General features: G+C 61.4%; 5 protein-coding genes and 1 pseudogene. 1 reads left to right on the top strand and 5 read right to left on the bottom strand.

Annotated elements, in window-relative coordinates; translation table 11 throughout:
- On the bottom strand, positions 1-613 hold a 613-nt coding region (locus ACT8II_RS07540; protein WP_443813596.1), incomplete at its 3' end, for a PHP domain-containing protein.
- Between the two features lie 120 nt (positions 614-733).
- Complete coding sequence (locus ACT8II_RS07535; protein ID WP_443813594.1) at positions 734-1,624, bottom strand: AAA family ATPase; 891 nt, start codon at positions 1,622-1,624, stop codon at positions 734-736.
- A gap of 244 nt (positions 1,625-1,868) precedes the next feature.
- Between ACT8II_RS07535 and ACT8II_RS07530 the strand changes: the two genes are divergently transcribed.
- Positions 1,869-2,453: a hypothetical protein gene (locus ACT8II_RS07530; RefSeq protein WP_443813592.1), complete on the top strand. Its 585-nt coding sequence runs from the start codon at positions 1,869-1,871 to the stop codon at positions 2,451-2,453.
- A 66-nt stretch (positions 2,454-2,519) separates the two neighbouring features.
- Here the strand turns inward: ACT8II_RS07530 and rfbB are convergent, their stop codons facing one another.
- The 3 genes and pseudogenes from rfbB to ACT8II_RS07515 form a co-directional block, all read right to left on the bottom strand.
- Positions 2,520-3,542: a dTDP-glucose 4,6-dehydratase gene (gene rfbB / locus ACT8II_RS07525; protein ID WP_443813590.1), complete on the bottom strand. Its 1,023-nt coding sequence runs from the start codon at positions 3,540-3,542 to the stop codon at positions 2,520-2,522.
- Between the two features lie 86 nt (positions 3,543-3,628).
- Positions 3,629-4,853: pseudogene (locus ACT8II_RS07520) on the bottom strand (IS256 family transposase); the annotation flags it as partial.
- Between the two features lie 553 nt (positions 4,854-5,406).
- Positions 5,407-5,790: an ASCH domain-containing protein gene (locus ACT8II_RS07515; protein WP_443813588.1), complete on the bottom strand. Its 384-nt coding sequence runs from the start codon at positions 5,788-5,790 to the stop codon at positions 5,407-5,409.
- Positions 5,791-5,818: the final 28 nt, after the last annotated feature.

Raw genomic sequence — 5,818 nt, 5'->3', positions numbered from 1 at the left:
CGAGCTCGCGCCGCTTGTTGCGAATCTCGACCGCGTCGACGAACTCGGTCAAAATCACTTCGTTGGCGCGATCGGCGCCTAGGCTGCTCACGTCGCGCTTCGCTTCCTGGCCTGCCGATTTCTCGTGCCCGATGAGAACAGCGTTGAGGCCGATGCCCCTCAGGACCTTGGCGAAACCGTCTTCGGTGAAAGCGCCGTTACCGGGATCGTCGTAGCGCGGCTTCCCGCGCTCGTCGCAGACGACCCTGGCAATCCCATCGATCAATTCGGGGCGCCTGTCATCGAAGATGGCTACGATATGGATAACGGTCGGCTCCTCGCCCCCGGCGCGAATGGACACGCTGAACTCGACGCCGGGAAGCACTTTGCTCAGGCAACCATCCCCCTCCCTCTCCTTCAAAGCGAAGTAGAGGTCTTTGTCGAAACAATCGTGGTCGGTAATTGCGCACATGCTGATGCCATGCGCCTCCAAACCGCGAAGCAACACATCAACATGGCCTTTGTCGCAATCGGCAAGCTCCTTCTTGCCTTTGTCCTTCGTAGCAGTGCTTGCAGCAGAATGGATATGCAGGTCGATTCTGGTCGGTTTCGTGACTATACGGTTCAATTGCACCTCCTATGCTGTCCAGGCGATTCGCAAATCGCCCAACATCGATTCTACATGGCTCATTGCCCCTCTAGGGAAATGGGCCTCATATACGAACCGCTCAACCGAAACTTTTTCGCCGCCATGCTAGTCCCACTCCTCGATGCGGGTGAGATACGGGTCAACACCGTAACGGCCCGACAGGTACTGCTTGTCAAAGGCCGCGTTCTTGCTGACCAGGTTGCCGTTGGCCTCATGGATGTCGACAAACGACCACAGCTGGCTTGCCTCCCCCTCGCCGCGCGCCGCGAACCATATCTCGTCGCGGCGGAACACGTCGTTTCGCATGGTGGACACGTCCTGCGACGAGAAGATGAGCTGCGCGCCGTGCTTGCTGACCTCGGGGTCCTTGAACAGCAGGATCACGTAGCGCAAAAGCTTCGGGTGCAGCTTGGCATCCAGCTCGTCAACCACCACGGTGCCGCCACGCTCGAGCGCTGCCAGCAAAAACGCCGCCAGCCCCATGAGCTTCTGAGTGCCGGCTGACTCCTCGGACAGCCGCAGCTCGTAGCCTTTACCGTCCACATCATGCCTCACGAAGACGCGCTGGCCGCGCCCCTCGGGGGCCTTCTCCACCCTGAAGCCGTCGATGCGCACGTCCACGGCGCGCAGGAAGCGCGTGACCTCGGGCGAGTCCGTCTCGTCGAGCATCTGCTCGAGCGCCCGCTCCAGATAAGAGCTGTTGTAGTTCAGGAACACCCCGCCGAGGAACCAGCTGGCCGCCTCCTTGACCACGGGCGCGTCGAAGTTGATGCAGAGGAACGACAGGTACGGCAGGCTCGGGTTGAACGTCGCGGCCGTCGCAAGCTTGCGCAATGTGGGGCCGAGCACGACCTCGGCACCCTCGCGCTCAAACAGCGTCGCCGTGCGCGATGCGTCCAATTTGCGCCGCCACAGCCCCTCGGACACGATCTCGTCGGCGTGCACGGAAAGGATGTAGCGGTACTCGTGCTCGCCGCCGGGCTGACGGCATTCCAAGCGATTCTCGGTTCCTCAGATAGTCTGCGGCCACCCTCGAGAACCGAGCCCTAAACCAACTTTCGGGGCGCTATCCGCGTCGCACCGATCCGCTCGTTCTATTCTGTCCGCACACGGCACTACCCTTATGGCAGGATAAATCCGCGGTGCCTCCAGTAAAACCACAGGCACGATAAAACAGCAGCACCTCAGCCTGCAACGATCGCGATGCACCCCTACAGAGCCGACGAAGAAAGGAAACGCAATGCTCGAAAACATTATCCCAGTTCTAATTAGTGGGGTATTCTCCATCATTTCAATTCTGGTAGGCAAAAGCCTATTAACCGATCCATTGCAAAGCATCGAGGCAAAGCAGGAGCTTCTTAACAAGCAACCAGATAGTCCTCAAAAAAACGAGAAGCAAAACAAACTAGAGGCGTACGCTCTCTGGGCAGTTGAATACGGCGACATCTATACCGCCACAAGGAGATTCGCATTCTGGGGCGCCACATCGCTGGCCCTCTTCGTTGCTACAGGCTCAATGACAATCCTCGGATTCATCTACCAATACACAAATACAGCAATCGGCATAAATCCTGCAGATGCGTATTCGCAAATCGAGGTTCAGGCCCATCTCACACTGGATCTAATCGGCTTCACCGCTTGCCTCCTGGCGCTCCCCTTAGCTCTTTGGCTAGCCACGATATTCTTCACTTCATGCCTTCGCGAGCATCAAATCAAACAATACCTAACAACCGCGAACACAATCCGAACTGATAAATCGAATAAGAAAGAACGGGCCTTCGCATCTGACGCCACAAAGAAGCATCCTGAAGAAAGCCCTTCTTAACGAGCGGTAAATTCTTGACCGTACCGTCTCCCGACCCCACTCCTCTTGAAGAATCTTCGTAAACCCCTACTGCCCCTGGGCGGCGTACCTCGCCTCGGTGGCCTCCTTGGCCGGGCGCCACCAGGCCTCGTTGTCGCGGTACCAGGCCATGGTCTCGGCCAGGCCGGCGGCGAAGTCGGTGCGCGAGGGCTCCCAGCCGAGCTCGCGGCGGAGCTTGGTGGCGTCGATCGCGTAGCGGCGGTCGTGGCCGGGGCGGTCGCGCACCCAGTCGAAGTCGTCCTCGGGGCGGCCGAAGGCCTTGAGGATCTCGCGCAGCACCGTGATGTTGTCCAGCTCGCCGTCGGCGCCGATCAGGTAGGTCTCGCCGACGCGGCCGCGGGTCAGGATGGTCCACACGGCGGAGCTGTGGTCCTCGGTGTGGATCCAGTCGCGGACGTTCCTGCCGTCGCCGTAGAGCTTGGGGCGGACGCCGTCGATGAGGTTCGTGACCTGGCGCGGGATGAACTTCTCCACGTGCTGGTAGGGGCCGTAGTTGTTGGAGCAGTTGGAGATGGTGGCCCTGAGGCCGAAGGTGCGGGCCCAGGCGCGCACGAGCAGGTCGGAGGACGCCTTGGTGGAGCTGTAAGGCGAGCTCGGGCGGTAGGGCGTCTCCTCGGTGAAGCGCGCCGGGTCGTCTAGCGCCAGGTCGCCGTAGACCTCGTCGGTGGAGACGTGGTGGTAGCGCGCGCCGTGCCTGCGGCAGGCCTCGATGAGCGTGTAGGTGCCCTCGACGTTGGTGCGCAGGAACGGGGACGGGTCGGCGATGGAGTTGTCGTTGTGGGGCTCGGCGGCGTAGTGGACCACGGCGTCGGTCTCGGAGACCAGGCGGTCGACGAGCGCGGCGTCGCAGACGTCGCCCACGACGAGCTCGACGCGGTCGGAGGGCAGCCCGGCGATGTTGTCGGGGTTGCCGGCGTAGGTCAGCTTGTCCAGCACGGTGACGTGGACGCCCGGGCAGTTATTGACCACGTGGTGGACGAAGTTGGAGCCGATGAAGCCGCAGCCGCCGGTGACGACGATGTGCTTGGGCTCGAAGATGGTGTCGGGCATGGGATCCTCGGTAGAGTCGGAAAAGTTGGTGTAGCCGGTCTTTCCAGGACGGGCCGCAGCCTGAATCCATCTGCATCATAGCATCGCGCCGCCCTCCTCCCCGCGCCGGCGAGCTCCAACGCCGTCTCTACGATCATGAGCCCCCTCCTGCGCGACGCCTTGCTCTCGGCGGGCTCGGGCTCCGCGGGTTCCGCCAGTCTGTGCATGGATTCGGGCGAGATGCTGCGCCTGCTCCGCGCACACGACGCCCACCAGGCGCAGCATCGACTCCGAGCTCGGGAAGACCTGCACGAGCCTCGACCTGCGCTTTATCTCACCGCCCATGCGCTCCTAAACGTTGTTGCTGCGTATGCGCCCGCGGTGCTCCGGGGAGAAGTCGAGGTAGGCCAGGGCGTCGGCCTCGGCCTCCTCGAAGAGCGCACCCGCGCGGGCCGACAGCGCGTCCACCGCGTCGATGGCAGCCCTGTAGGCCGACCTCGCGCTGGCGGGGTCCGGCCCGCTGAAGACGGACTACATCGCCCCGGCCGCCATCGCCCTATGGCGCTTGGAGGGCAGCAGGGAGCAAACGTCGCGCTCGAGGTGGACGACGCCGCGCTGCCAGCCGGCGGCCGGCAGGCACTCGGAGACCGCGCGTGCGAGGCCAGCGTGGGCGTCGCCGGCGACGAGGCGGACGCCCGAGAGCCCGCGCTCGCGCAGGCTGCGCAGGAAGCCGAGCTAACCGGCGTAGGTCTCGGTGTCGACCGCCGCGATACCGAGTATGCGGCGCACGCCGTCGGAGCCGACGCCGATCGCGGTGGCGGCCGCGGTCGACTGGACGCGGCCGCCCCTCCTGCACCTCACATACGTCGCGTCGAGGAACAGGTAGGGCGCCTCGACTCCGGCCAGACCGCGCGCCGCGAGCTCGCCGACCTCGGCGTCGAGCGACCTGCACATGGTGCTGACCTGGTCCTTCGAGAGCCTCTCTATGCCCATCTTGCGGCGATCCGCTCCATCTTCCTCGTCGACACGCCGTTGGCCCACGACTCCGCGCCGGCCGCCGCGGCGGCCCTGTCTGCGCGCGAGTAGCGCTCGAACGGGCACTCGGGGAAGTGGGTCCCGGCCCTCAGCTTGGGTATGCGCAGGGTGATGTCGCCGACGGGGGGGCAGGCCACGCTCGCGGTAGCCGTTTCGCGAGTTCGCCCCGTCCTCGCACGGCATGTCCGCCTGCGCGTCCATCACCTTATTCATCATCGACTCGAGCAGGGTCCGGGCGAGCCCCCTCATGTCGAGGAGCCCGTCGCCGTGAGTCGGGAGCTGCCGTGAAGTATCCATTGCGGCCGTCGCCTTTCGAACGAATCCATCTCGTAGCTGATTTGAATTCTAGGCAGCGGCCGTCCCTTTAGAGACCTTCACTTACACCAACATTTCCGACGTGATCCGCTCGCGGTCGTGTACGTTGTTGCATGGTGGGCTCGATTGTATTTTCGGCGCAGGGACGATGCGCATGGCACGAAACGAATGGTACGCGGGAGTCGAAACGCGGGTGACGAGGGGTGATTCGGAAAGCGCGAAACGGGTACTACTTATAGCGCGTAATACTCACCCCCTCCCCGGGTGCCCCCTCCACAAATCCTGACGGCGGTACCATCCAAGCCGATTCGCGGTACCGCCGCGGCTGACCGTCGGTACCACTGATTGCCGACTGGTGTTACCAATCTGGGTTGCCACCCAGGAACCGGCCTGCATCGATACCCCTACTTTGATTACATTATTCGTCTTACGAGCCCAGCGTTCTCTTGCGATATCAGCGGTGCCGCATTACAGCATATGGCGATACCCAATAGAACAGTAGCGAAAATCTTATAAACAAAGGTTGTATACGCATCTACTCAACGTAAACAAACGACTGAGGAGCATGGGTCAGGTCGGGATTGTATTCAGACAATAAAAGAGGTTTGTCGAAAAGCCTAACATTACCAAGCTCGATAGCACAGGCCTGCTCAAGACCAGAAAAATAAGAAAAGAAAAACTGTTCAGTAATCCCTGAGTCTTCATGAGTTTCCTCCCACAGAGCGGACGGAGTATCCTTGAGGACCTTTTCGATTTCGACTTCAGCTACGACGCGACCAACTGGAAGCGTCTCATAGATTACGATTGCTTCAACATCGTCGCGGGCAAACACACGACGTCGGTATTCATATTTTTTTTCACCAGATAAAATCCGTTTAACAAACTCGGATTTAATCGACAATAAAGCTTTCATCAGCATTCCCCAGCGCCATTATTCCATCCATAGC

It is taken from the genome of Collinsella sp. (assembly GCF_052346665.1).
Lineage (GTDB): Bacteria > Actinomycetota > Coriobacteriia > Coriobacteriales > Coriobacteriaceae > Collinsella.
Note: the sequence above shows the minus strand (reverse complement) of the source record. Positions and strands in the feature narration are given on the sequence as shown.

What these genes read in the sequence shown, in the direction of transcription:
- ACT8II_RS07530 (WP_443813592.1), top strand. Translation starts at nt 1,869, where the DNA reads ATGCTCGAAAACATTATCCCAGTTCTAATTAGTGGGGTATTCTCCATC.
- ACT8II_RS07515 (WP_443813588.1), bottom strand. Translation starts at nt 5,790, where the DNA reads ATGCTGATGAAAGCTTTATTGTCGATTAAATCCGAGTTTGTTAAACGG.
- rfbB (WP_443813590.1), bottom strand. Translation starts at nt 3,542, where the DNA reads ATGCCCGACACCATCTTCGAGCCCAAGCACATCGTCGTCACCGGCGGC.